The 23,886-nt window shown below is 63.8% G+C and carries 20 protein-coding genes; 12 read left to right on the top strand and 8 right to left on the bottom strand.

All coding sequences use genetic code 11. The annotated features are described in order from the left end of the window. Positions 1–2 precede the first annotated feature (2 nt). On the top strand, positions 3–509 hold the full coding sequence (locus tag VIL88_RS05630) for a sigma-70 family RNA polymerase sigma factor (RefSeq protein WP_331986829.1): 507 nt from the start codon (positions 3–5) through the stop codon (positions 507–509). Further along, positions 506–1,303 carry an anti-sigma factor gene (locus tag VIL88_RS05625; RefSeq protein ID WP_331986827.1) on the top strand — a complete coding sequence of 266 codons (798 nt, stop codon included), beginning with the start codon at positions 506–508 and terminating at the stop codon, positions 1,301–1,303. Before VIL88_RS05630 ends, VIL88_RS05625 begins: the two co-directional genes overlap by 4 nt. Here VIL88_RS05625 and VIL88_RS05620 read toward each other — a convergent pair. After that, positions 1,300–2,493 carry an alpha-hydroxy acid oxidase gene (locus VIL88_RS05620; RefSeq protein WP_331986825.1) on the bottom strand — a complete coding sequence of 398 codons (1,194 nt, stop codon included), beginning with the start codon at positions 2,491–2,493 and terminating at the stop codon, positions 1,300–1,302. The genes VIL88_RS05625 and VIL88_RS05620 overlap by 4 nt on opposite strands. A 163-nt stretch (positions 2,494–2,656) precedes the next feature. On the opposite strand from VIL88_RS05620, the gene eda reads away from it, so the two are divergent. The 3 genes from eda to modB are packed head-to-tail and all read left to right on the top strand — an operon-like array spanning position 2,657 to position 4,720. Then, on the top strand, positions 2,657–3,292 hold the full coding sequence (gene eda, locus VIL88_RS05615) for a bifunctional 4-hydroxy-2-oxoglutarate aldolase/2-dehydro-3-deoxy-phosphogluconate aldolase (RefSeq protein ID WP_331986823.1): 636 nt from the start codon (positions 2,657–2,659) through the stop codon (positions 3,290–3,292). A 4-nt stretch (positions 3,293–3,296) separates the two neighbouring features. Continuing rightward, positions 3,297–4,028: a molybdate ABC transporter substrate-binding protein gene (gene modA / locus VIL88_RS05610; protein ID WP_331986821.1), complete on the top strand. Its 732-nt coding sequence runs from the start codon at positions 3,297–3,299 to the stop codon at positions 4,026–4,028. A gap of 11 nt (positions 4,029–4,039) precedes the next feature. After that, complete coding sequence (modB, locus tag VIL88_RS05605; RefSeq protein WP_331986819.1) at positions 4,040–4,720, top strand: molybdate ABC transporter permease subunit; 681 nt, start codon at positions 4,040–4,042, stop codon at positions 4,718–4,720. On the opposite strand, the gene ligD is transcribed toward modB, so the two are convergent. Further along, on the bottom strand, positions 4,717–7,308 hold the full coding sequence (gene ligD / locus VIL88_RS05600) for a DNA ligase D (protein ID WP_331986817.1): 2,592 nt from the start codon (positions 7,306–7,308) through the stop codon (positions 4,717–4,719). The two genes, modB and ligD, sit on opposite strands and share 4 nt — an antisense overlap. 138 nt (positions 7,309–7,446) lie before the next feature. On the opposite strand from ligD, the gene VIL88_RS05595 reads away from it, so the two are divergent. The 3 genes from VIL88_RS05595 (at position 7,447) to VIL88_RS05585 (ending at position 10,263) form a co-directional block, all read left to right on the top strand. After that, positions 7,447–8,439, top strand: coding sequence for an SPFH domain-containing protein (locus tag VIL88_RS05595; RefSeq protein ID WP_331986815.1), 993 nt, complete (start codon positions 7,447–7,449; stop codon positions 8,437–8,439). 10 nt (positions 8,440–8,449) lie between these two features. After that, positions 8,450–8,899 carry an NfeD family protein gene (locus tag VIL88_RS05590; protein WP_331986813.1) on the top strand — a complete coding sequence of 150 codons (450 nt, stop codon included), beginning with the start codon at positions 8,450–8,452 and terminating at the stop codon, positions 8,897–8,899. Positions 8,900–9,018: 119 nt separating this feature from the next. Continuing rightward, a complete protein-coding gene (locus VIL88_RS05585; RefSeq protein WP_331986811.1) occupies positions 9,019–10,263 on the top strand; it encodes an outer membrane beta-barrel protein in 1,245 nt (414 codons plus the stop codon). A 3-nt stretch (positions 10,264–10,266) separates the two neighbouring features. Here the strand turns inward: VIL88_RS05585 and galU are convergent, their stop codons facing one another. Next, entirely contained in the window at positions 10,267–11,151 is an 885-nt protein-coding gene (gene galU, locus VIL88_RS05580; protein ID WP_331986809.1) for a UTP--glucose-1-phosphate uridylyltransferase GalU, read from the bottom strand. Positions 11,152–11,249: 98 nt separating this feature from the next. Here galU and galE point away from each other — a divergent pair, with 98 nt between their 5' ends. Genes galE through VIL88_RS05565 form a run of 3 tightly spaced genes read left to right on the top strand, consistent with a single transcriptional unit; the run spans position 11,250 to position 14,739 of the window. Beyond that, positions 11,250–12,236, top strand: coding sequence for a UDP-glucose 4-epimerase GalE (gene galE / locus VIL88_RS05575; RefSeq protein ID WP_331986807.1), 987 nt, complete (start codon positions 11,250–11,252; stop codon positions 12,234–12,236). 42 nt (positions 12,237–12,278) lie between these two features. Continuing rightward, positions 12,279–13,487, top strand: a complete 1,209-nt coding sequence (locus VIL88_RS05570; RefSeq protein WP_331986806.1) for a lytic murein transglycosylase — start codon at positions 12,279–12,281, stop codon at positions 13,485–13,487. Positions 13,488–13,539: 52 nt separating this feature from the next. Further along, positions 13,540–14,739: a DUF459 domain-containing protein gene (locus VIL88_RS05565; protein WP_331986804.1), complete on the top strand. Its 1,200-nt coding sequence runs from the start codon at positions 13,540–13,542 to the stop codon at positions 14,737–14,739. On the opposite strand, the gene VIL88_RS05560 is transcribed toward VIL88_RS05565, so the two are convergent. Both VIL88_RS05560 and hpt read right to left on the bottom strand, forming a co-directional pair. Continuing rightward, a complete protein-coding gene (locus VIL88_RS05560) occupies positions 14,717–15,253 on the bottom strand; it encodes a DUF2087 domain-containing protein (RefSeq protein ID WP_331986803.1) in 537 nt (178 codons plus the stop codon). The two genes, VIL88_RS05565 and VIL88_RS05560, sit on opposite strands and share 23 nt — an antisense overlap. A gap of 174 nt (positions 15,254–15,427) precedes the next feature. Next, positions 15,428–15,964 carry a hypoxanthine phosphoribosyltransferase gene (gene hpt, locus VIL88_RS05555; protein ID WP_331986801.1) on the bottom strand — a complete coding sequence of 179 codons (537 nt, stop codon included), beginning with the start codon at positions 15,962–15,964 and terminating at the stop codon, positions 15,428–15,430. A gap of 122 nt (positions 15,965–16,086) precedes the next feature. Between hpt and VIL88_RS05550 the strand changes: the two genes are divergently transcribed. Then, on the top strand, positions 16,087–16,329 hold the full coding sequence (locus tag VIL88_RS05550; RefSeq protein ID WP_331986800.1) for a DUF982 domain-containing protein: 243 nt from the start codon (positions 16,087–16,089) through the stop codon (positions 16,327–16,329). Between the two features lie 149 nt (positions 16,330–16,478). Here the strand turns inward: VIL88_RS05550 and VIL88_RS05545 are convergent, their stop codons facing one another. From VIL88_RS05545 to gltB, 3 genes are all read right to left on the bottom strand, one after another. After that, positions 16,479–17,906, bottom strand: a complete 1,428-nt coding sequence (locus tag VIL88_RS05545) for a glutamate synthase subunit beta (RefSeq protein WP_331986798.1) — start codon at positions 17,904–17,906, stop codon at positions 16,479–16,481. Beyond that, positions 17,899–18,522: a glutathione S-transferase family protein gene (locus tag VIL88_RS05540; RefSeq protein ID WP_331986797.1), complete on the bottom strand. Its 624-nt coding sequence runs from the start codon at positions 18,520–18,522 to the stop codon at positions 17,899–17,901. The genes VIL88_RS05545 and VIL88_RS05540 overlap by 8 nt, the downstream gene beginning before the upstream one ends. Before the next feature lie 163 nt (positions 18,523–18,685). After that, positions 18,686–23,425: a glutamate synthase large subunit gene (gene gltB, locus VIL88_RS05535; protein WP_414650111.1), complete on the bottom strand. Its 4,740-nt coding sequence runs from the start codon at positions 23,423–23,425 to the stop codon at positions 18,686–18,688. Positions 23,426–23,886 lie beyond the last annotated feature (461 nt).

Here is a 23,886-nt window from a genome sequence, read left to right as displayed (position 1 = left end):
CCGTGGATCAGTTTCTCGACCAGGTTGAAGCATGCGTACCGGCCCTCAGGCGCTATGCCCGGGCGCTGACGCGCAATGTCGACCTTGCCGATGACCTGGTGCAGGACTGCCTCGAGCGCGCCATCTCCAGGCGCGGCCTGTTCCGGCCCAGCGGCCCGGTCCGCGCCTGGCTTTTCACCATTCTCGTCAACCTCTATCGCAATAGTCGGCGCTCAACCCATCGCCGCGGCGAGCATGTCGACATAGCGCTCGTGCCCGAAGTGGGAACGCCGGCGCCGCAACCAGGCCATGTGGCACTGGCCGAACTGGCACGCGCCATCGAAACCCTGCCCGGCGAACAGCGCGAGGCGCTGCTGCTGGTCACGCTGGAGGGCGTGCACTATCAGGAGGCAGCCGACATCTTGAAGATTCCCATGGGTACGCTGATGAGCCGGCTCGGCCGCGCCCGCGCTACGCTGCGCACCCTGACCGGCACGCCGGCCGAACCGCATCTAAGGACCGTCAAATGACGCAGATGACCCGCGACATGCTGATGGCCTATGCTGATGGGCAACTGACGGTTGCCGAGCGCGCCGAAGTCGAGGCGTATCTGGGCAGCAACCCGGAGGCGGCCGCAGACGTGGCGCTGCAGCAGCGGCAGAACGACGCCATCCGCACCCTTTTTGCCCCCGTCGGAGCCGAGCCCGTCCCAGACCGGCTGCGCGTCGAACGCCTTGCCGCTGCGCACAAGCGTGGGCAATGGCGCATGGTGCAGCAGGCAGCGATGATCGTGGCGGTGCTGGGCATCGGTATCGTCGTCGGCTGGATGCTTCGGGAAGGTGGGGACCGCCCAGCGCTTCATGACCAACTGATCGCTGATGCGGTCAGCGCTCATACGGTTTATGTGGCCGAGAACCGTCATGCCGTCGAAGTCGGCGGTGACGATGCTGCCCATCTGAGCACCTGGCTCTCCAATCGCCTCGCAACAACATTGGCCATGCCCGATCTAAAGGTCCAGGGGCTGAGCTTTCTGGGCGGGCGCCTGTTGCCGGCACCGGCCATTCCCGGCGGACGGGCCGCGCAGCTCATGTATGAAGATGCAGCCGGCAAAAGGCTGACGCTTTACATTACGCCCTCATCGGGCGTCGGCGGGCCGAGCTATGAGGAAGTGGATTTCGGCACTGATACCGCGCTCTACTGGAGCAATGCCCTGATCACCTGCACCATTGTGGGAGAGGGGTCGGCGGCGACGATGGAAGCCATCGCCGCAGCCGTGTTCAGCCAGCTTACGCCTGGAACGGCGGCGCCAATCTATCGCGGCTAGGCGAGATTGCGGTGCGCCAGCGGCGCGTTCCGCGGCGGGAGGTCGTTGCTGTAGATGTTGTGGAGGCCGACATTGAGGATGTCGCGTTCGCCGCATAGCGCCATGGTGGTGTCGAGTTCCTTGCGGATGATGTCGAGCACGCGGGTAACACCGGCTTCGCCGCCGGCGCCAAGACCATAGAGCATGGGCCGGCCAATGAAGGTGCCTTTGGCGCCATAGGCGAGGGCCTTGATGACGTCCTGGCCCGAGCGGATACCGCTATCGAGATAGACTTCGGTCTTGTGGCCAACGCGCTCGACGATCTCGGGCAGGACGCGAATGGTGGAGGGCGCGCCGTCGAGCTGGCGGCCGCCATGATTGGAGACGACGATGGCATCGGCGCCATTGTCGATCGCCGCCTGCGCATCATCGGGATCGAGAACACCCTTGACGATCACTGGGCCGCCGAAGCGTTCCTTGACCCACCGCACGTCGGCCCAATTGAGTGTGGGATCGAACTGGGAGGTAGTCCAGGCTGAGAGCGAGGCAAGGTCGTGATTGCCCCCAACATGGCCGACAATGTTGCGGAAGTTGTGCCGCTTGGTGCCCAGCATGCGCAGGCACCAGAGCGGATGCTGCATCATCTGCCAGACCGAATAGGCGTCGAACCGCGGCGGCGTAGACAGGCCGTTGCGAATATCCTTGTGGCGCTGGCCGAGGATCTGGAGATCCATGGTGAGGACCAGGGCCGAGCACTTCGCAGCCTTGGCCCGATCGATCAGCCGCTCGATGAAGCCCCGGTCGCGCATCACATAGAGCTGGAACCAGAAAGGGGCGGTGGTGTTCTCCGCGATGTCCTCTATGGAGCAGACGCTCATGGTCGAGAGGGTGAAGGGAATGCCGTATTTCTCGGCCGCCCTTGCCGCCTTGATCTCGCCGTCGGCGATCTGCATGCCGCCCGTTGCCGCTGGCGCGATGGCCACCGGCATCGTGATCTCCTTGCCTAGCATGGTGGTCTTGAGATTGCGGCCCTCGAGGTTGACCGCGACCTTCTGCTTGAGCTTGATCTTTTCGAAGTCGCTCTCGTTCTCGCGGTAGGTGCCTTCGGTATAGGAGCCGCTGTCGGCATATTCGAAGAACATCTTGGGCACGCTGCGGCGCGCCTTGCGCTTCATCTCGTCGACGGTGAGGATCTTGTCGAGTGCGGCCATGCCTGGAGAGCTCCGGAGGGTTTTGCCTGCCGTAACAACTAACATGTTAGTCGTCAATGCGGCGCTTCAGGCGAGCAAATCGTGCCCGATTTGGCGGAACGGACTTGCAGGATGGCTGCGCCCGACCTAACCCTTGCCGCAACACCAGCAAGAGGCCGCTACCATGCCGCAAGATACTGCCGCGATCCGCTCCATTCTCTCGCTTGCTCCGGTCGTGCCGGTAATCATCCTCGACGATGTGTCGCAGGCGCGGCCGCTGGCCGAGGCGCTGGTGGCGGGCGGGCTTCCGGTGCTGGAAGTGACGCTGCGCACGCCCAATGCGCTGCGTGTAATGGAGGAAATGGCCAAGGTGACCAGCGCCATCGTCGGCTCGGGCACTGTGCGGACGCCGCTCCACATGAAGCAGTCGGTGGATGCCGGCTGCCGGTTCATGGTTTCGCCCGGCATTTCGCCGCGCATCCTCGATGCAGCTGATGACATCGGCATCCCGCTGCTGCCGGGGATCGCCACGCCCAGCGAAGCGATGACGGCGTCGGAACGCGGCTATGGGTTCCTCAAGTTCTTTCCGGCCGAGGCCAATGGAGGGGCGCCGGTGCTCAAGGCCTTCGCCTCGCCGCTGCCCGACATTACCTTCTGCCCAACGGGCGGCATCGACCCCGCGAAGGCCAAGACCTATCTCGCGCTGCCCAACGTCATCTGCGTGGGCGGCTCATGGATCATGCCGGCCGATGCTTTGGCCAGCAATGACTGGGGCCGGATCGAGGCCCTGGCTCGCGAAGCCTCGGCACTGCGCAGCTAGGCGGGTGAAGAGACTCCTCGCAGCGATCTTGACGCTGGCCCTCGGCACGCTTGGTGTGCGGGCGGAGACTGTGCATGTCGCAGTGGCGGCCAATTTCGCCGTGGTGGTCGAAGAGCTGGCGCCGCTGTTCACGGCAGCGACGGGCCATGAGGTCACCTATAGTTTCGGCGCCACCGGGCAGCTTTATACGCAGGCGCTGCAGGGCGCGCCCTATGAGGTCCTGCTGGCAGCCGACGACGAGCGGCCGAGCCGGGCAGTCGCGGATGGGATCGGTATAGAGGGCAGCATCTTCACCTATGCCGTGGGCGCGCTGGCGCTCTACTCGGCATCGCTGGATCCGAGCGACGGTGCCGCGGTCCTGGCGGGAGGCGGTTTCGACACCCTGGCGATCGCCGATCCGGCAACAGCGCCCTATGGGCGAGCGGCGATCGAAACCCTGACCGCACTGGGATTGCTGGACGCAGTAACCCCAAAGGTCGTGACCGGGCAGAGCATTACGCAAACCCTGCAGTTTGTGGAGACGGGCAATGCTGAACTGGGCTTCGTCGCCCTGAGCCAGGTGCTCGGCAAAGAAGGTGTCTGGCTGGTGCCGGAAGCGCTCTACCAGCCAATCAGGCAGGACGCCGTGCTGCTGGTGAATGGCAAGGATAAGCCCGCGGCCGCTGCCTTCATGAGCTTTCTCCGCAGCGCGGAAGCCGTGCAAGTCATCGAGGCGGCGGGCTATACCGTTCCGTAAGGCAGGTGCCGATGGACCTCCAAGACATCTTGACGCCGGCTGGCCTGACCCTGGCGCTTGCCACCATCAATACCTTGGTCCTGCTGGTGGCGGGTACGCCGGTGGCCTGGTGGCTGGCACGGAGCGGCAGCCGCTGGCGCGATGCTGTCGGCGCGCTCGTGGCCATGCCCCTGGTGCTGCCGCCCACGGTACTGGGCTTTTACCTTCTGATCGCGCTCGGGCCTCATGGACCGGGCGGCTGGATTGCCGGTCTCTGGGGCGGGCGCACGCTGACCTTTTCCTTTGCGGGACTGGTGATCGGTTCGTTCTTTTATTCGCTGCCCTTCATGGTGCAGCCGCTGCGCAACGGCTTTGCGGGCATCGGCCGAGAGCCCCTCGAAGCCGCGGCCAGCCTGGGCGCCAGCCCGTGGCAACGCTTCTGGCGGGTGGCGCTGCCCCTGGCTCGACCCGGCTACATCACCGGGGCGGTGATGACCTTTGCCCATACGATCGGCGAGTTCGGGGTAGTGCTGATGATCGGCGGCAATATTCCGGGCCAGACCAAGGTGATCGCGGTGGCGCTCTTTGATCACGTCGAGCGGCTGGAATGGGCGCAAGCGCATGTGATTGCGCTTGGCATGGTCGTCTTTGCCTTCGTGGTCATTGCCGTGACGCTGCGCGTCGCCCGGCGCGTGGACGTGCCGCTGCCCTAGGCTTCCTCGTCCAGCTTCTTGAGCATGGCCGGCGTGACCGACTGGTTGAGCGTGAAATAGTCGGGCCAAGGATCGGGCTGCTTTGCGCGTTCGGCTGCTGCAGGAAGGCTGAACTGGTTGGCGGCCTTGATCGTGTCGAGCTCCTCCCAGCTGACCGGCACAGCCGCCGGAGCGCCTTCGCGCGAGCGACTGGACCAGGGGGCGACGGCGGTGGAGCCGCGTTCATTGCGCAAATAATCAACGAACATGCGCCCCTTGCGCTTGGCCTTGCTCATGTTTGCCACGAAGCGCTCAGGCTCCTGATTGGCGAGGCGCTGCGCGATGCCCTTGCAGAAATGCTTGATGTCGGGCCATTCGGTGACGGCCCGCAGGGGAGCGATGACGTGGATGCCCTTGCCGCCGCTTACCAGCGGAAAGCTCTTGAGGCCCCAGCTTTCGAGTTCATCGCGGATGTAGATGGCGGCGCTGCGCACATGGTCGAAGCCCAGCCCCTCGTCGGGATCGATGTCGAAGATGATGCGCTCGGCCTTTTCGACATCCTTGGTGCGTGAGCCCCAGAGGTGCCATTCCATGACGTTCATCTGCGTGCCGGCGATAAGGCCGGCGAGGCTGTCGACATAGAAATAGTCTTCCTGGTGGCCGTCCTTTTCGATGATCATCACCGACTTCATGGCTTCGTTGAAGCCGCCCGTGTCGTGCTTCTGGAAGAAGCAGTATTTGGAGCGCCCCTGCGGGCAGCGCAGGAGGCTCAGCGGCCGGTTCTCGATATAGGGCAGCATGCGTTCGGCCACCGCCGCGTAGTAGGCAACGAGATCGCCTTTGGTGACGCCCTGGCCGGGATAGATGATGCGATCGGGGCTGGTCAGCTTGATGCCGGCAGCCTCGGCCGCGTTGATGCCAGCGGCGCTACTGAGCGGCGCTGGTCCGTCGGCACTTGCCGGGGTTTCAAGTGCTACGGCGGAAGCCGGCTTGTCTTCGCGCAGACCAAGAAAGGATGGGTGGCGGAGCACACCATCGGGGGTGAATTCGGTGAAGCCGATTTCGGCAACCAGTTCGGGCGCCACCCATTCCGCCACGCGCGAAATGGCACGTGGCACTTCGGCAAAGGGGCTGGTCTTGCGGCTGCGCGCGTCGAGCTTGGCTTGAAGCTCCTTGCTGCTCTGGGCGTTGAAACCGGTGCCGACGCGGCCGCGATAGACGAGCTTACCTTCTTCCCAGGTGCCAAGCAGAAGCGAGGCGAAACCGCGCTTCTTTTCGGAAGGGCGCCAGCCGCCGATGACGAATTCCTGGCGCTTGGAGCATTTGATCTTGAGCCAGCTGCGGGTGCGTTCGCCGCGATAGGGGGCATCGGCTTGCTTGGCGATGATGCCTTCGTAGCCCTCGCGGCAGATGGCGTCGAAGACGCGCTGGCCATTGCCGGTGACATGGGCGGAGAACTGCACCAGCGAGGACGGCTCGGTCTTGCCCAGAAGCTTTTCCAACTGCGCCTTGCGCTCCACCAAGGGCTTTTTCGTCACGTCGGTGCCGTCCTGCTCGAGCAGGTCGAAGGCAAAAAAGACCAGCGGGCCACCTGAGGATAGATTGTCCTTGAGGGTGGAAAAATCCGTGCGGCCCTTGCTGTCGAAGGCGCAAAGCTCTCCATCGATCAGGGCGGAGCCATCCGTGACCTCGGCCAGGGCGGGCACAATGGCGCTAAACTGCTCGGTCCAGTCCTTGCCGGTGCGGGTATAGAGCCGCACCTGGTCTCCGGCTATCGCGGCCTGGCAGCGGTAGCCGTCATATTTCATCTCGAACAGCCAGTCGCGCCCGTCCGGGACGTCGTTGACCAGCGTTGCCAATTGAGGTGGGCGGAATTCAGGGAGCTTCGCTGTGCTGCCCTTGCTGCGGCTCTGGCGCTTGGGTGCGGCGGCGGGATTTTCCGCCTTCGGCTTCCGGTCGGAATGCCAGACCGCATCGGCCTGGGTGTCGGTCTTCTTGCGCGGCTTGAGGCCCTTGGCGATCCCGTCGAGGTCGCGGCCAGTCGAGACCGACTTGGTGAAGCGTTCGGTCAGCAGTTCGTCGTCGCGCGCATAGTCGTCCTTGTGCTTGATCAGCAGCCAGTTCTCGCGCGGGGGGCCTGACTTGCGCTTGGTGTCGCGCCCCTTCATGTGGACCAGGACCCACTCGCCCTTCATGCGATGGCCATTGATGCGCATCTTGAGATCGCCACTTTCGAGTCCCTCATGCGGATCGCCGATCGGCTCCCAGGTGCCCTCGTCCCAAAGCATCACCGTGCCGCCGCCATATTCGCCGGCCGGGATGGTGCCCTCGAAGGTGCCATAGTCGACAGGGTGGTCTTCCACATGCACGGCAAGCCGCTTGTCCGCCGGATTGTCGGAAGGGCCCTTGGCGACGGCCCAGCTCTTGAGCACGCCATCGAGTTCGATGCGAAAATCGTAGTGGAGGCGGGTCGCATCGTGCTTCTGCACCACGAAGCGCAGCGTCCCGTCACCTGAGGTGCTGGTGGACTTGCCGGACGGCTCCTGCGTCTTGGTAAAGTCACGCTTGGCCTGATATTCCTTGAGGAGCGTATCAGCTTGGGTCGCCATGGCTAAACTCGCCTCCGGAGCTATGTCTTTGCTGGTGGCAACGAGTCCGCAAGAGGACTCGTTCCGACTCGGCAAGCGTTGCGCCACGGGGCATGCAGCCATATGGTTCCCCGCATGAAGACCAAGGGAGAATCGTCGATGGACCTGCTCAATGGCTTTGCGCTGGATGGGCTCAGCATCACATTGATCGGGTTGGGCATTCTGGCGCTGCTGGTGCTGTTCGCCGGCGCCAAGACGGTGCCGCAGGGCTACAATTTTACCATCGAGCGCTTCGGCAAGTATACGCGGACGCTCAAGCCCGGACTCAACCTCATCGTCCCCTTCATCGATGGCGTCGGCAAGAAGATCAACGTCATGGAGCAGGTGCTCGATGTGCCGCACCAGGAGGTGATCACCCGCGACAACGCCTCGATCACCGCCAATGGGGTGACCTTCTACCAGATCCTCGATGCGGCAGCGGCGGCCTATGAAGTGTCCGATCTGCAGAACGCCATCCTGAACCTCACCATGACCAATATCCGCACGGTGATGGGCTCGATGGACCTCGACGAGCTGCTCTCCAACCGTGACGAGATAAACCAGCGGCTGCTTAAGGTCGTTGATACGGCAGTTGCGCCATGGGGCGTCAAGATCACCCGCATCGAGATCAAGGACATCGATCCGCCCAAGGACCTTGTCGATTCCATGGGCCGGCAGATGAAGGCGGAGCGCGAGAAGCGCGCAGCAATCCTTGAAGCTGAAGGCCGTCGCCAGTCAGCCATTCTCCAGGCTGAAGGCGCCAAGCAGGCGCAGGTTCTCGAAGCCGAGGGCCGCCGCGAGGCCGCCTTCCGCGACGCCGAGGCGCGCGAACGTTCCGCCGAGGCCGAGGCCAAGGCAACGACCATGGTCAGCGAGGCCATTGCCTCGGGTAATGTCCAGGCCATCAACTATTTTGTCGCCAACAACTATATCGAGGCGCTCGGCAAGCTCGCGACCTCGCCCAACCAGAAGGTGCTGATGCTACCGGTGGAGGCAGCCAGCGTCATCGGTTCGATCGGCGGCATTGCCGAGATCGCCCGCGAAACCTTTGGCGGCGGGACCACGCCCGCCCCCGTGCGGCCAAGCCGACCACCCTCGGCTGGCCAGTCCTAGGACGCCAGCCATGCAGGTCATCGATTTCATTGCCAGCAACGGTCCCTGGGCCTGGCTGGTCGCCGGGCTGATCCTACTGGCGCTGGAACTGGTGGTGCCCGGTGGATTCCTCCTGTGGATGGGCATTGCCGGCATCGTCACCGGCGTTGTCGCCATGTTCCAGCCGATCAGCTGGGCGGCGCAGTGGTTGATTTTTGGTGTCTTGTCGCTGGTGACGATTACCCTTTGGGTCCGCTGGACGCGGAGCCGCCCCACCCATAGCGACCGGCCCTATCTCAACCGGCGAGCTGAACAGTTTATTGGGCAGGAAGTGGTGCTCGAGCAGGCGATCAGCCAAGGCTTCGGCCGAGTTGCGCTAGGCGATACGGTGTGGCGGGTCACCGGACCGGACCTGCCGCTGGGCCATCGCGTGCGCATCGTGGGCAATGACGGAGCGGTGCTCAAGGTCGTTCCGCTCTAGGGCAAAGCTTCATTAACCATAAACTGAGAGGATCGCCGCGCGCTCGGCACGTGCCTTGAGCGGGTCAGCGTGTGGCGGAACAGGTTTTGGTCAGGACAGGGCGGAGCATTGCGGGAGTGGTGAGCCTGTTGGCGCTCGGCCTTGCCGTGCCCACACTTGCGGCTTCCGACCATTCGCTGGGCGAAGGATCGAGCGCCGACAACGAGCGGCTCCTGCCCGGCGTCTATCCAACCGATCCGGTGTTGGCCAGTGGCCAGGATGTGCCCGAGCCTCCGCATCCGCCGCTTTTGATCGATTGGTCGCTGGGCCTGCGCGGCACCTACACCAATGCCACGTCTGGCGAGCGCTTCGACACGCGCCTGATCCCTTCGGTCAGCCTTGAGCATCTCGGGACGCGCTCCCGCGTCAAGTTCGACGCCAATGCAGAAGTCGTACGCCCGGGCGATGGTGGCAACATCGATGTCGGCGCGCTGCGGCTCAACCTCGAAACCGAATACGATCTCGACAGCGCCACGAAGTTCACGGCCAACGGCAACTTCTCGATGACGCGCGATCTGCCGGGTACGCCGGGCGTGGCCAGCAATGTGGCGGTGGCGCCGCAAACCTTGAGCGGCGGTGCAGCTTTAGGCCTGTCGCGCGACTTCGGGCGGTTCAATGTCAGCGTCACGGGCGCGGCGCAGCGCAATGTCTACGGAACGACGACGCTGGTGGACGGCACCGTCGCAGACAATTCGGGACAGAATTACTGGGCCTTCGACAGCGCCCTGCGCGTCGGCTTCCAGGCCACGCCGATCTTTGAAGTCTTTGGGCAGGCGGGCCTCGGCCGCGACATCGGCGATCACCCCTCTGCAGCCCTTGGGGTTACCACCAACGCCAATGACTACTCGGTCAAGGGTGGGGTGACGGGCCGCTGGAACAGGCTGGAAGCGACGGGGTCGGCCGGGCTAGCGCTGCGGCGTTTCGACGAGGCGAGCCTCGGACAGGTGGTGACGCAGCTCTATGATGCGCAGGTGGTGTTCACACCCGACCCGACCTGGCGGATGCTGGCCGGCTTTGCCACCACGGTCGCACCGCCCGGCCCCAATGGCAGCGGCACGACGTGGGTGGACTACACGGCTCGCGCCGAAGTGGGCTATCAGGTCAATTCATGGCTGGCCCTGCGCGCCGTGGCCGACTGGAACCGGGCGCGCTTCGAAGGCAGCAGCGATACCGAGACTGGGCACGGCTATGGCCTGGGCGCCGACTACAGGGTCAACGCCCATACCGATGTGTCGACCGACTACGCCTATGACCGCACCGACAGCACGAGCAATGGCGTGCAGGATGCCCATCGCGTGACGATGGGCATCACGGTGTCGCGCTAGCGGCTAAAGCTGCTCATCGAGATCGAGCTGGCGCAGTTCCTTGAGGAAGCCGGGCCGGATGTCATCGCGATCAAGGGCGAAGACGACATTGGCGGTGAGAAAGCCGAGCTTTGAGCCGCAGTCGAACACCTTGCCTTCATACTTGACGCCGGTGAAGGGCTGGCGCTGCATCAGCGTCTGCATGGCGTCGGTGATCTGGATTTCGCCGCCTGCGCCCTTGGTCTGCTCGGCCAGAAGCGAGAAGATCTCAGGCTGAAGGATATAACGGCCGGAAATGAAGAGGTTGGAGGGCGCCTCGTCGCGCTTGGGCTTTTCGACCATGCCGTCGATGCGGAAGCCTTTGTCCTCGCCTTCGCCACGCACGACGATGCCATATGAAGACACGTCTTCCCAGGCGCATTCCTCGACGCCGATGACGTTGCCGCCGGTCTCTTCATAGGCGTCCATCATCTGGCGCAGCACGCCGGGCTTGGCGCGGAAGATCATGTCGGGCAGGAGGAGGGCAAAGGGCTGGTCGCCGACGATGTCGCGAGCGCACCAGACTGCATGGCCAAGGCCGAGCGGCTCCTGCTGGCGGGTGAAGCTGGTACGGCCAGCCGAAGGCAGGTCCTTGCGCAGTTCATCGAGCGCCGGAGTCTTGCCGCGGGCCTCGAGCGTCGCTTCAAGCTCGAACTGGCGATCGAAGTGGTCCTCGATAACGCCCTTGTTGCGGCCGGTCACGAAAACGAAGTGCTCGATGCCGGCTTCGCGGGCCTCGTCGACGGCATACTGGATCAGCGGCCGGTCGACCACTGTCAGCATTTCCTTGGGCATTGCCTTGGTGGCGGGAAGAAAACGGGTACCAAGACCAGCAACCGGGAAAACGGCCGTTCTGACGCGCTTTGGCAAGTGTCATGCTCCTTTAGAGAGTTCAGGCGTAAGGCTATCTCAACCTGTGTTAAATAACATCTTGGCGAATAAGTGTTGCACAATATGGAGTTAATCCCATGGCTGTCCTTGTAACCGGAGGCGCGGGCTATATCGGCAGCCACATGGTGCTGAACCTGGCCGATGCCGGGGAAAAAGTCGTTGTGCTGGATAACCTTGTCACTGGTTTCGACTGGGCCATCGACGGACGGGCCACGTTCGAGAGCGGCAATGCAGGCGATATCGAACTGGTGCGCCGGCTGATCGACAAGCACGAGATCGCGGAAATCGTCCACTTTGCCGGCTCCATCGTGGTGCCGGAATCAGTGGCCGATCCGCTCAAATATTACGCCAACAACACCGCCACCTCCCGAAACCTGATCGAGGCAGCGGTCAAGGGCAGGGTCAAGCACTTCATCTTCTCCTCGACGGCGGCGGTCTACGGCATGACCGGCCTGGCGCCTGTGGTGGAAACGACGCCGCTCAACCCGATGTCGCCCTATGGCCGCTCAAAGCTGATGACCGAGTGGATGCTGGCCGACGTCGCCGCAGCGCATCCGATGACCTATGGTGTTCTGCGCTACTTCAACGTCGCCGGTGCCGATCCGAGCAAGCGCAGCGGGCAGTCCACGCCCCTGGCGACGCATCTGATCAAGGTGGCGTGCCAGACCGCCTTGGGCCAGCGCGAGAAGATGGACATCTTCGGCACTGACTACGAGACGCCCGATGGCACCTGCGTGCGCGACTATATCCATGTGACGGACCTTATTGCGGCCCATGCGCTGCTGCTGGGGCATCTGCGCCGGGGCGGCGAATCGACGACCCTCAACTGCGCCTATGGACAGGGCTATTCGGTGCGGCAGGTGGTGGAAACGGTGCGGCAGGTTTCGGGTGTCGACCTGCGCGCCGATGAAGGGCCGCGGCGTCCGGGCGATCCGGCGTCGATCACCGCCACGGGTGAGAAAGTGCGCAGCCTTCTTGGCTGGGTGCCGCAGCACGATGATCTGAACGAGATCGTTGAAACCGCCTATGCCTGGGAACGGCACCTGATGACGCGGAACCGGTAGGTTCGTTTTTTACTGCTGAGCGGCGATGGGAGTTCGGGTGACATGCGCATCATAGCGGTTCTGATCCTCATGCTGCTCGGTGGCGCGCCAGCGTGGGCGCAGCCGGTGGAGAGCTTTGCAAGCTTCATCGCCGGCTTCCGGTCCAAAGCCGTGGCGGCGGGCGTCGATGGCGCGGTCTACGACCGGGCCATGAGCGGGCTGACGCCTGATCCGCGCGTGCCCGACCTCGTCACCACCCAGCCTGAATTCACCACTCCCATGTGGGACTATATCGAGGGGCGGATAACGTCGGGCCGCATCGAACGCGGCAAGGCGGCCATGGCGCGCAACGCGGCGCTTTTTGAAAGCGTCGGACAGGCCTATGGCGTTGATCCCTATGTCCTTGGCGCCATTTGGGGCATGGAAACCGACTATGGTGCCGTGCTCGACAATGACGGCTTGATCCGTCCGATCGTGCGGTCGCTGGCGACGCTGGTGCATCAGCGGCGGACGCGCCTGGTGGAGGACGAAGCCGACCTGATCGCCGCACTCCTCCTAGTGCAGCGCGGGCCACTCGACAGCACTAGTCTCGTCGGCTCCTGGGCTGGAGCGATCGGGCACCTGCAGGTCAATCCAAGCAATGTCGTGGCGCATGGCAGCGACGGGGACGGCGATGGTCGCGTCGACCTCCACAACTCGCTTGCCGATGCCTTGGCTACCAGTGCCAGGTTTCTGCGCGCGCTCGGCTATGTGCCGGGCGTGGACTGGGGCATGGAGGTCGTCGTGCCGGAAGGATTCGACTACCTCCTCGCCACACGTACGGAGATGCGGCCCATCGCCTTCTTTGCGGAACGCGGTGTCACGCGCGTCGGCGGGCGGCAGTTCGCCGATCCCAATTCCGAGGTTTTCCTCTATGTCCCCGCCGGCAAGAACGGGCCGAAGTTCCTGATGACGCGCAATTACCTCGTGCTGAAGGGCTACAACTTCTCCGACAGCTACGCGATGAGCGTGGCGCATATGACCGACCGGTTGAAAGGGGGCGGCGCTTTCGTCGATGACTGGCCGCGCAATGCCCCCATGCCGAACCTGGCGCAGCGCAAGGGCATTCAGCAGGCGCTACTGCAGCTGGGCTACTATCAAGGCGCAGTGGACGGCCGATTGGGCCCGATCAGCCAGGAAGCCTATGCACGCTTCCAAGCGGCGCGTGGCCAAGTCGCCGACGGCTTCATTACCCGTGCTTCCTATGAAGCGCTGACTGCGGCGCTCCGGTAACAAGCCAGCGACGCCGATGGCGCGGGCGCCCCATGCTTGCTAAAGGAAGGCTATGATCCGCTACGTCTTGGCAATGTTGGTCGCGATGCTCGTCCTTGTCGACGTGGCGCCAGCCTTTGCCCAGGATGATGGACGCGTTCTGGTGGCTCAGGAACAGCGGCGGAGGACCCTGTTCGACCTCCTGTTCGGGGAAGAAGAGCAGGCGGCGCCCCCTCCGCCCGTGCAACAGCAACAACAGCAGCGCCGCCGCCCACAGCAGCGGCCGCAGCAGGCAGCGCCCGCCGCAAGCCCGCCGCCGCCTCCGCCAGCACCGAAAATTGAGAAGGCCGCCGACGCCACGCGGCTTGCCGTCTTTGGCGATTCCCTCGCGATCGATCTCAGCAAGGCGCTGGACCGCTTCTACGCAGAGGATCCCAATCTCGTGGTGATCAACGAGGGCGTGAGCGACTCCGGCTTTGTCCGCACCGATTTCTTTGACTGGGACAAAGCGATCAGCGAAAAGATCGCGACCGATAGCTTCGATGTCGCCGTGGTCATGATCGGCATCAATGACCGGCAGGATATCTCGGCAAACGGACAGACTTACGAGCCGCTGACGGACGGCTGGAACAGCGTCTACCAGTCGCGTATCGGCACCTTTTTGGGCAAGCTCCGTGCTGCGCGCAAGCCCGTGATCTGGGTGGGCCTACCGCCCATGTCCAAGAGCGAATATTCGGCGGCAATCAGCCAGATCAGCAATGTGCAGCGCCTTGCCGCCTTTGCCGGCGGGGCAGAGTTTCTCGATATCTACGAGCGTTTCCTTGGCGAGGACGGCAAGTATTCCTCGCAAGGGCCGGACGTGAACGGACAGACGGCGCGGATGCGCAAGGATGACGGCATCCACTTCGCCACCGACGGCGCCAACAAGCTGGCCTTCTATGTCAGCCAGACCATGAGTACCTTCTACCGCGGCGGTGGTGTGACCATTGCCGTTGCCGACCCGCTGGCGGGAACCGACGCCGCAGCCATGCTGCGCCCGCCTTACCAAGGCTTGGGACAGGTTCGGCTGCTGGAAGTGGCCGGCGCCGTGATCCCGATCAGCCGGGTGCCAGCGCGGGCAAATGATCTCATGACCGCCACCAGCACCACGCCGCCGGCACCGCCATTTACTCTGCAACAGCTGGTCACGGCACCCATAGGGCGCGTCGACGCCTTCGGCGTGGGCGTCGACCCTGCGGCGGCCGGGGCTGTTAATCCAGATCAGGAGAACTAGCCGCTAAGCGCGACACAACGGCTTCCATCAATGCCGTTGCGTCCGGGCCCGGCTGTTTCTCGATACGGCGATAGACTTTTCCGTCGCGTGTGCGCCCGAGCATCTTCATGTCGACCAATGACCGGCGCAGCAAGGCGTGGTCGCCGAAGGCGTGGGCGTTCATTATGATCTCGCTGACTTCCCGCTCAGTCATTTGTTGATCCGGTGGAATGCGTGACCAGATCACCCAGAGACATAGGTCCTGGTGGTTCGTCTTGGCGGGCCAGCGCTGCATGCGCCCGGCATCGAAGTTGCGAATGGCTTTAGCAACACGACTGCTTTTAGCCGGAGGCTGCGTTGTTATGGTCGGGGCAGCACGAAGGGCCTGGAAGTTGCGGTGCCCGGCGCAACGCGCCACGATATTGAGCAGCTCCGCATGGGTGGGCTCGCGATCAAGCGCGGCAAGACTCGCGCGAAGCGATTTGGCGAATGTGGAAATATCGGGGATGGAAAGGGCAACGAGCTGCTTCGACATGACAATCCTCATCGGGTGCCAAGCCTCTTACAGGCCCTGTCGGTCGCCGGCTTACAAGCAGCACCCATGAGAATGGGGAGCAAATGTCCAGTGCCATGGCAGGTTTAGCTTCCCCTAAGGGACGGCGACGCCTCGGTGAACTGCAGACGGTGGCACCGGTATAGCAGGAACGGGCTATTCGGTAAACCGGACGGCGCCGATGTGGGGGAGGTTGCGGTTGCGCTGGGCGTAGTCGATGCCGTAGCCCACGACGAACTCGTCGGGGATGTCGAAACCGACCCAGCGGGCCTTGACGTCGGTCTCGCGGCGCGATGGCTTGTTGAGCAGGGCGCAGACTTCCATGCGGCGGGGGTGGCGGGTTTCGAGGATCTCGAGCACGTGCTTGAGCGTGTAGCCGGTGTCGACAATGTCCTCAACGACAAGCACGTCGCGGTTAGCGATCTCGCCGCGCAAGTCTTTGAGAATGCGCACTTCCCGGGAGGATTCCATGGCATTGCCATAGGAGGAGGCTTCGAGGAAATCGACTTCGACCGGCAGGTCTAGTTCGCGGACGAGGTCGGCGATGAAGATGAAGGAACCACGCAGGAGACCGACCACGACGAGCTTGTCGGTGTCGGCGTAGTGGCTGGAAATCTCCTTGGCGAGGGCTTCGACGCGGGCGGCGATGGCCTTGGCGGAGATCAGTTCATCGACGACATAGGGCTTGGACATGAGTGCTTCCGGAGCGCGATACGTGCGCGAAATGCTGTCGATCTGTTAGCAGTTTGTGCACGCCGGCGGAACTGGGCAGGGTGGGCATCGTTGGAGAGCGCCAACTGCAGAAAGATTTCGCGATGCTCGACACGATCCACGCCTGGGAGAGACCCATCACCATCAAGCTCAACGGCGAGGCGGTGGTGGTCAGCACGCCGGCGCAGGCGCGCAACATCCTCCTGATGGAGTGGCCGGTGGAGCGCGACGACAAGCACAAGATTGCCAGCGACACCTGCCTGTCGGCCATGGAGGGCGCGGCGCCCGAGCCGGCCTGGATGGCGTTCATGGAAGCGGCGATCGAGGCGGGCATTTTCGTGGAGTAGGGGTTACCCCCACCTCAGCTTCGCTACGGCCTGCGGCCTAGCTGCGCTATCCTCCCCCTGGAGGGGGAGGAGGCGCTGGCTCAGCCAAAGGAGTTTGCCGCATACTGGATCGGCTCCTCCCCCTTAAGGGGAAGGGTGGGTGGGGGTGCCTACCGCGGCAAATCGGTCTTGCCCATGAGGTCGAAGTCGATCGAGCGGGCGGCTTGGCGGCCTTCGCGGATGGCCCAGACAACCAGGGACTGGCCGCGGCGCATGTCGCCGGCGGCGTAGACCTTGGGGACGGTGGTCTTGTAGCTCAAGGTATCGGCAAAGAGATTGCCGCGCTTGTCGAGCTGGGCACCCAGCTCGGTCAGCATGCCCTCGTGGATGGGGTGGGCGAAGCCGATGGCGAGCAGCACCAGGTCCGCCTTGATGACGAATTCGGTGCCTGGGATGGGCTGGCGCTTGCGGTCGACGCGGGCGCATTCGACGCCGGTCACTTCGCCCTTGGCATTGCCGATGATCTTCATCGTGCCGGCCGCGAATTCGCGGATGGCGCCTTCGGCCTGCGAGGAGGAGGTGCGCATCTTGACCGCCCAGTTGGGCCAGTTGGTCAGCTTGTTCTCAAGCTCGGGCGGCATGGGGCGGACGTCGAGCTGGGTCACGGCGATGGCGCCCTGGCGGAACGAGGTGCCGACGCAGTCCGACGCGGTATCACCGCCGCCCACGACCACCACATGCTTGCCGGCGGCGGTCAGCTGGACCTGGTCCGAGACATCCTCGCCACCGATGCGGCGGTTCTGCTGCACGAGGAACGGCATGGCAAAGTGAACGCCATTGAGGTGGGTGCCCTCGGACTCGACGTCGCGCGGCTTTTCCGAGCCGCCGCAGAGGAGCACGGCATCGTGCCAGGCCTGAAGATCGGACAACGGACGCGAGACGCCGATGTTTTCGCCATAGTGGAAGGTGACGCCCTCGGCTTCCATCTGCCCGACGCGGAAGTCGATATGGTCCTTTTCCATCTTGAAGTCGGGAATGCCATAGCGCATCAGGCCGCCGGCCTTGGGCTCGCGCTCATAGACATGGACCTCATGGCCGGCACGGGCCAGCTGCTGGGCCGCGGCCATGCCGGCCGGGCCGGAGCCGACGATGCCCACCGACCTGCCGGTCTTGTTGGGGTTGATCTGCGGCTTGGTCCATCCGGAGCGGATGGCGCGGTCGGCAATGGCCTGTTCAATGGTCTTGATGGCGACCGGCACGTCCTCGAGGTTCAGCGTGCAGGCCTCCTCGCAGGGCGCGGGGCAGATGCGGCCGGTGAATTCGGGGAAGTTGTTGGTGGAGTGGAGGTTGCGCGCCGCCTCTTCCCAGTCATTGTTGTAGACGAGGTCGTTCCAGTCCGGGATCTGATTGTGCACCGGGCAGCCGGTATCGCCATGGCAGAAGGGAATGCCGCAATCCATGCAGCGCGCCGCCTGGTCGACGATGCGCCCTTCTGACATGGGAATGGTGAACTCGCCAAAATGGCGGATGCGGTCGGAGGCCGGCTCGTAGCGGGGCTCTTCGCGTTCGATTTCGAGAAAGCCGGTAACTTTACCCATGGCCAATTCCCCTGTTCTCTGCCGTGTGGGCAGGTAGTCCGAGTTCGTTTTCGCAACCCGCGATCCACTGGAGGATCGCCGGGCGCGTGGAGAGGTCAAAGCCGGCCTGCGGCGCCTGGCGCGTATAGGCCAGAAGCGCAATGTCGGCGATGGTCAGGCTGTCGCCCACCAAGAAGCTGCGGCCGGCAAGGGCCCCTTCCATCAGGTCGAGCGCCTTGTTGGCGCGGGCGACCAGGGATGGATCGAGTTCGCTGACCTTCTGGCCGTCATAGACGACCCGCGCGCGAGCCACGGCTACGGTCGGTTCATGCGAATACTGTTCCCAGAACAGCCACTCGTCCACCTTGGCCGCCTCGTAGCGATTATTGGGCAGGAACCGGGTGCCCTGCGCGAAGTAGCGCAGGATGGCGTTCGACTGTGCCAGCGGACGGCCATCCTCCAGCACCACGACGGGCATCTGCCCGGCAGGGTTGAGCTTGAGGAATTCGGGCGTCTGCGTCGCGCCGGAGCGCGAGGCGATTTCGTGCAAGGTGAAGGGCAGGCCGAGCGCGTCGGCGAGGTATTTCACTTTGAGGACGTTGCCGGAGCCGAGATTGCCATAGAGCTGGAAGGTCATGGTTCATTCCTCGTCAGGAGGCCGCCGCGCGCCGGCTCCCCTCCCCCTTGAGGGGAGGGGTGGGGGTGGGGGTCCGTCAGCGAACCACAGAACGACCCCCACCCTCGGTCCCTCCCCGCAAGGGGGAGGGAGGCGATGGAGCCGCCGGTCTTTAGCCTGGCCATCATTCCGCCGCCATCACCGTGGCGCCGCCGGCGCGTTTCTTTTCCATTTCCTTGATGGCGCGGCGATATTCGACCGGCATCACCTTGACGAACTTGGGCCGCATCTCGACCCAGTGGTCGAGAATGTACTTGGCGCGATCCGAGCCGGTGTAATGGAGGTGGTTGCTGATGAGCTGATGGAGACGCTCGTCGTCGTGCTTGGTCATGTCGCCGGAAATGTCGACGCGGCCATGCCATTCGAGGTCGCCACCATGGTGGTGGAGCTTCTGCATGAGCGCCTCTTCCTCGGCGACCGGTTCGAGATCGACCATTGCGAGGTTGCAGCGTTCGCGGAAGGTTTCGTCTTCGTCGAGCACATAGGCCACGCCGCCCGACATGCCGGCCGCGAAGTTGCGGCCGGTCGGTCCGATGACGACGACGACGCCGCCGGTCATGTATTCGCAGCCATGGTCACCGGTGCCCTCGACAACGGCGATGGCACCGGAATTGCGGACCGCGAAGCGTTCGCCGGCGATGCCGCGGAAGTAGCACTCACCGGCAATGGCGCCATAGAGCACGGTGTTGCCGACGATGATGGACTTCGAAGGCTCGAAGCTGACCTTGTCGGACGGACGGACGACGATGCGGCCGCCCGAGAGGCCCTTGCCGACATAGTCGTTGGCGTCGCCCACCATGTCGATCGAGATGCCCTTTGCAAGGAAGGCGCCGAAGGCCTGGCCGGCCGTGCCGTTGAGGCGGATCGAGATCGTGTCCTCGGGCAGGCCTTCGTGACCGTACTTCTTAGCGAGGGCACCCGAGAGCATGGCGCCGGCCGAGCGGTCGCGCGAGCGGATCGGCAGTTCGATCTGCACGGGCGTGCCGTTGTCGAGCGCTGGCTGGGCCAGTTCGATCAGCTTGCGATCGAGCACGGCTTCGAGGTGATGGTCCTGCGCCTCAGAGTGGTAGAGCGTGTCGCCGCCGATCGGCTCGGGCTTGTAGATGAGCTTGGAGAAGTCGACGCCCTCGCTCTTCCAGTAGTCGACCATCTTGCGCTGGTCGAGCAGGTCCGAGCGGCCGGTGAGTTCCTGGAGCGTCCGGGCACCCATGCCCGCCATCAGGCCGCGTAGTTCTTCGGCGATAAAGAAGAAGTAGTTGATGACGTGCTCGGGCGTGCCCTTGAAGCGCTTGCGCAGCACCGGGTCCTGGGTGGCGACGCCAACCGGGCAGGTATTGAGATGGCACTTGCGCATCATGATGCAGCCGGCTGCGATCAATGGCGCGGTCGAGAAGCCGAACTCGTCGGCACCGAGCAGGGCACCGATCAGGACGTCGCGGCCGGTCTTGAGGCCGCCATCGACCTGCAGGACGACACGCGAGCGCAGGCGGTTGAGCACCAGGGTCTGGTGGGTTTCGGCGAGGCCGATTTCCCACGGGCCGCCGGCATGCTTGAGCGATGTCAGTGGCGAAGCGCCGGTGCCGCCATCATAGCCGGAAACGGTGATGTGATCGGCGCGTGCCTTGGCGACGCCGGCCGCAACCGTGCCGACACCGACTTCGGACACCAGCTTGACCGAGATATCGGCCTGCTCGTTGACGTTCTTGAGGTCGTAGATCAGCTGGGCCAGATCTTCGATGGAATAGATGTCGTGATGCGGCGGCGGGGAGATGAGGCCCACGCCCGGCGTCGAGTGACGGGTCTTGGCGACGACCCAGTCCACCTTGTGACCAGGCAACTGGCCGCCTTCGCCGGGCTTGGCGCCCTGCGCGACCTTGATCTGGATCTGGTCGGAATTGACCAGGTATTCGGTGGTGACGCCGAAGCGGCCGGACGCAACCTGCTTGATGGCCGAGCGCAGCGGGTTGCGCGAGCCATCGGGCAGGGGACGATAGCGATCGGGCTCTTCGCCGCCTTCACCGGTATTGCTCTTGCCGCCGATGCGGTTCATGGCGATGGCCAGCGTCGTGTGCGCCTCGCGCGAGATCGAGCCAAAGCTCATGGCGCCGGTGACGAAACGCTTGACGATTTCGGCCGCCGGCTCAACTTCCTCGAGCGGCACGGCTTCGCCGAGCGGCTTGATCTCGAGGAGGTTGCGGATGGCCAAGTAGCCGTTCTCGCCCGAGTTCACGCGGGCGGCAAAGCTGTTGTAGCGATCCTGCGCGGTTTCGGGGCTGTCTTCCTTGGTGCGAACGGCGTGCTGGAGGTCGGCCACGACATCGGGCGACCAGGCATGCTTTTCGCCGCGGATGCGGTAGGCATACTCACCGCCGATATCGAGCGCCTTGCGCAGGACGATGTCGTCGCCGAAAGCGTCGCGGTGGCGGCGCACGGTTTCCTCGGCCACTTCGTCGAGGCCGACGCCTTCGATCGTGGTGGCGGTGCCAAAGAAGAAGCGCTTGACGAAATCGCTATGAAGGCCGACGGCGTCGAAGATCTGGGCGCCGCAATAGCTCTGATAGGTCGAGATGCCCATCTTGCTCATAACCTTGAGCAGGCCCTTACCCACCGACTTAATGTAGCGGTAGACCACCTCGTTGGCATCCACCTCGGGCGGGAACTCGCCTTCGGCATGGAGAGCCGCCAGGGCCTCGAATGCCAGGTAGGGATTGATGGCTTCGGCGCCATAGCCGGCCAGCATGGCGAAGTGGTGCATTTCGCGCGCTTCGCCGGTCTCGACCACGAGGCCCGAGGAGGTGCGCAGGCCCTTGCGGATCAGGTGGTGATGGACGGCAGCCGTCGCCAGCAGCGCCGGGATGGCAACGCGGTCGGCAGCGACCAGCCGGTCGGAGAGGATGATGATGTTGTATTCGCCGGCAATGGCGGCCTCGGCCTCGACGCAGATCGCCTCGATGGCCGCTTCCATGCCCGCCGCGCCCGTATCGGCCGGGTAGGTGATGTCGATGGTCTTGGTCTTGAACTGGTTGTCTTCCATGTCACCAATGGCGCGGATCTTTTCGAGATCCTCGTTGGTGAGAATGGGCTGACGCACTTCCAGGCGCTTTTCCTTGCTGACGCCCTCGAGGTCGAAGATGTTGGGGCGCGGGCCGATGAAGGAGACGAGCGACATCACCGATTCCTCGCGGATCGGGTCGATCGGCGGGTTGGTGACCTGGGCGAAGTTCTGCTTGAAATAGGTATAGAGCAGCTTGCTCTTGTTGCTGAGGGCAGACAGCGGCGTGTCGGTGCCCATCGAGCCGACGGCTTCCTGGCCGGTGGTGGCCATGGGCGCCATCAGGAGCTTGATGTCTTCCTGCGTATAGCCAAAGGCCTGCATGCGATCGAGCAGCGACTCGGAGGTCAGGGGTGCCTTGGGCTCGGTTTCGGGCAGGTCCTCTAGCACAATCTGCGAGCGGGCGAGCCACTCGGCATAGGGGTTCTTGGTGGCGAGCGTGCGCTTGATCTCGTCGTCCGAGATGATGCGGCCTTCTTCGAGGTCGAGCAGCAGCATGCGACCCGGCTGGAGGCGCCAGCGTTCGACGATGTCTTCGTCCGGGATATCGAGCACGCCCGATTCCGAGGCGAGGACGACGTGGCCTTCCTTGGTGACGAGGTAGCGCGCGGGTCTGAGGCCGTTGCGGTCCAGCGTTGCCACGACATAGCGGCCGTCCGAAAGCGACATGGCGGCGGGGCCGTCCCATGGCTCCATCAGCGCTGCGTGGTACTGGTAGAAGGCGCGGCGCGTCTCATCCATCAGCGGATTGCCAGCCCAGGCTTCGGGGATCAGCATCATGGCCGCATGGGGCAGCGAATAGCCGCCACGCACCAGGAATTCGAGTGCGTTGTCGAAGCAGGCGGTGTCGGACTGGCCCTCGTAGGAGATCGGCCAGATCTTGGTGATATCGTCGCCGAACAGGGGCGAGGAGACCGAAGCCTGGCGGGCGGCCATCCAGTTGACGTTGCCCCGGATGGTGTTGATTTCACCATTGTGGGTGGTCATGCGGTAGGGGTGCGCCAGCTTCCAGGAGGGGAAGGTGTTGGTCGAGAAGCGCTGATGCACCAGGGCGATGGCCGACTCGAAGCTTTCGTCCGACAGGTCGGGATAGAAGGCCTTGAGCTGGGCGGCCAGGAACATGCCCTTGTAAACAAGGGTGCGTGCCGACATGGAGACGACATAGAAGCCGTTGTCGGTGTTGCTCTCGGGAACCTGGGCATAGACGGTGTTCGATATCACCTTGCGCACGATCAGGAGCTTGCGCTCGAATTCGTCGAGCGACAGGCCGGCAGGACGCGCGATCACCATCTGCTCGATGATGGGCTGGGTGGCGATAACGCCGTCGCTCAGGGGCGAGTTGTCAGTGGGGACGACGCGTTCGCCCAGGAGCGTGAGGCCTTCGCTGCTGAGGCAGGCGCGGACGGCGTCGGCGCAGCGGTCACGCAAGGCGGCGTCGTTGGGATAAAAGATCATCGCCACGGCGTAGTGATGCTTTTCCGGCAAGGGGAAAGGCATGACCTTGCTGAAAAAGCCGTGCGGGGTCTGCACCAGGATGCCGGCGCCGTCGCCCATCAGCGGGTCGGCGCCCACGGCACCGCGGTGTTCGAGGTTCTCGAGGATTTCGAGACCCTTTTCGACCACTTCGTGGCTGGGCTTGTTCTTGATGTTGGCGATCATGCCGATGCCGCAGGCATCGTGCTCGTTGGCGGGATCATAAAGACCCTGCGCCTCGGGGCGGCCAGAGATGAGGCGGCGGCCATCGCGGATCAGGGTGCGGGGAGTGGCTTTGGTGCCGACCGGGATGATGTCGCCGTTCTGCTCGTGTGCCATGTCTTTGTCCTCGCTTGTTGATCGCACCCGTTGCCGGGCTTGGTTCGCTATGTCGTGTGCATCCTGATGGTGCCGGTGGCGGCGGGTTGGATGCTCCAGTCCTCTGGTGGCGCGTTGTTCAGGCGGGTCGTACTACAGGGTACGGCTCGAATGAGCAATCTCGTCCATGCGTGGGGAGTGGCGCTGCATCCAAATGGCCACTCGAATTCGAGCTATGTTAGCTCCGCCTGTCCGTTTCCGCTAATGGCATAGCGGGCCAGCCGGACCAGCGTGCGCGCTTGCGGCGGAGAGCCGGGCGACGCGTCAGGTAGGACAGTCGTGCTGCCCTAACAAATTCACATTTGCATAATTCCAAACTGGGAGCAAGCGGCGTCGACACAGTTTGGGCACAAAAAATAGGACTTCGCCGACAAAGCTATAGGAAAGCGTAGGGGAATTGTCCCGCTGTGGGAGCGGAGATG

This window comes from Devosia sp. (assembly GCF_036563435.1).
Classification (GTDB): domain Bacteria; phylum Pseudomonadota; class Alphaproteobacteria; order Rhizobiales; family Devosiaceae; genus Devosia.
Note: the sequence above shows the minus strand (reverse complement) of the source record. Positions and strands in the feature narration are given on the sequence as shown.